Below are 1,968 nucleotides of genomic sequence, written 5' to 3' on the forward strand. Positions count from 1 at the left end.
GTGGCCGAGGCCGCGTCGACCAGGGCGCCTTCGGCCTGCATGTACTGGCCGAGCCGGGAGTTGGAGAAGGTCGGGGTCTTGGTGACCAGGGTGCTGGCCTTGTCGCCGAGCACGTCGGCGTACGGGCCGTAGCGGTCGCGCTTCATCAAGTCCTTGAGCGTGCTTTCCATCCACTTTTCCATGCTGCCGCCGAACTTGCCGTTGGCCATGCCGGCCGAGGCGCCCATGATTTTGGCGGCGGCCTTCAGGCCAATGCCCGTTTCGCGCAGGGGACGGAATTGGGCATGCTTTTGCAGCTTCATCCAGGCTTGCGGATCTTCCAGGCGCAGCTCGCTCATGACGCGGTCGAAGCGAACCGGGCTGTAGTGGCGCAGGTAGTCGATGTATTCGAGGTAGTCGTTCAGTTTCAGGCCGCGGATGCGCGCCTGTGCCAGCAGGAACTTGATGTGCCGGTTGTGCTCGTCGGCAGTACGCTCGCGCTCGCGCACCGTGGTGGTGGTGCCGTTGCGATTGACGGACGAGACTTTGCCCGCGCCTTGCGGCTTGTCGCTGTACTCAACGGTGCCGTTGGACGCTGTGTTTTGTGATTCGCATCCTACGCTGTTGGGTGCGAATCACCATGCTGGCCAATCTACTCTACCGCCCAATACTGATGGAGGAGGCGCGAACGAATGCCTGGATCGGAAGGGCATTTGTCTCCAGCATTACTCACGCCTTGAGAAATACAGTTACGTTGCCCAGTCAACAGCCATCAGACGGGCGCGGATATCCGGCAGTTCGGCTTGTTCGATGTGCGGTGCCTGCGCCAGCAGGTCGGTCAGCGCCGATACGGTGATGCGGCCGGGAACGAGAGCGTGGGTCAGTTGAGCACCTCTGTAGCTAACCAGCAGCGGCAGACTGTCGGGAATGAAGTCGTCCAGGAACTCGGCGTGATCTTCAAGGTCGAGCCAGAGCCAGGTATCGTTTCTTCCGCCGTGTTCGCCTGCCAGGGATTCGAAGACCGGCTTGAGCGTGCGGCAGGTTTCGCACCAGCCGGTGGCGCCGATGATCAATGTCAGGCGTGCGGATGGCGCGTTCAGCCGCGTTGCGATGGCGGCGGCGTCGGTCCATGGGTCGAGCAGGGATGTACTCATGCGGCCGCCCGTGGGGAAAACATGTCGTGCAGCGTGTTCATTGCGATTCTCTGTTCTGTGGTGGATGCCCGCACGTTGATACGGACGGTCGACTGCGCGTGGTTGAGCATCTGCGCGGCCATGGCGCGAATCGCTTGCGGTGCGTTTTCGAGCAGGTCGAGGGCGGTTTTGGCGTCGATCTCGCGGCCGAGCAGCACGCGTTTGCCGCGACCGACGAGGTGAGGGCTGGCAGCGGTTGCGGCCTTCACCGCAGCCTGGTCCGCTTGAGGATGTCCGCTATCGGCGTCGAGCCGGGTTTCGGTAATTAATTGATCGGGGTCCAGGCTCGCGGGATCGGGCTCCGGCAAGGCCAAGCCGCTGGCGGTGAGGTCGATTCCGGTCAGTGTTTGCCATACCCAGCCGGCGTAGCGGCCGACGTCCTCATCCGCTAGCTGGCCGATGACGAAGGGCAGGTGAGCCAGATCGCCATGCCATAGCGCGAACGTGAGGGCGATGCGAGGCGGGAGCTGTGCCAGCATGTCGCGGGCTTCAGGCGCACCAATAGGCATGAGACATGCAAGCTCGCGTGCCCAGCGTTGAAGGCGGCGGCTGGCTTGGGCACGTATGGCGCCGGTTGCGCCGCTATATAGGCTCGCTTGCATCAGAACACTTTGTACCAGAGCTGGACGCGCGGGCTCCACGTCTCCAAGCTTGCCCAATGCGATAGATGCGGAGCGTGTCAAACTATTTGAGACAGTATTTACAGATTGTTTAGGGAGCATTCTTCGGTCTGCTCGTTGGTGCCAATGTCCATTTTGGGCATGTTGATTCCGGCTTCGGTTGGCAGAGCCGGCGG

2 protein-coding genes and 1 pseudogene are annotated in these 1,968 nt (G+C 62.1%); all 3 read right to left on the reverse strand.

What is annotated here, in order from left to right; all coding sequences use genetic code 11:
- Window positions 1-488, reverse strand: a pseudogene (locus tag F1735_RS33245) (DUF4124 domain-containing protein); the annotation flags it as partial.
- 240 nt (window positions 489-728) lie between these two features.
- A complete protein-coding gene (locus F1735_RS33250) occupies window positions 729-1,133 on the reverse strand; it encodes a thioredoxin family protein (protein ID WP_167241235.1) in 405 nt (134 codons plus the stop codon).
- The gene (locus F1735_RS33255) at window positions 1,130-1,651 is read right to left on the reverse strand and encodes a hypothetical protein (RefSeq protein WP_167241236.1); all 522 of its coding nucleotides are present in this window, start codon (window positions 1,649-1,651) and stop codon (window positions 1,130-1,132) included. The genes F1735_RS33250 and F1735_RS33255 overlap by 4 nt, the downstream gene beginning before the upstream one ends.
- Window positions 1,652-1,968: the final 317 nt, after the last annotated feature.

This window comes from Massilia genomosp. 1, assembly GCF_011682185.1.
Taxonomy (GTDB): Bacteria; Pseudomonadota; Gammaproteobacteria; order Burkholderiales; family Burkholderiaceae_D; genus Telluria_A; species Telluria_A rubra.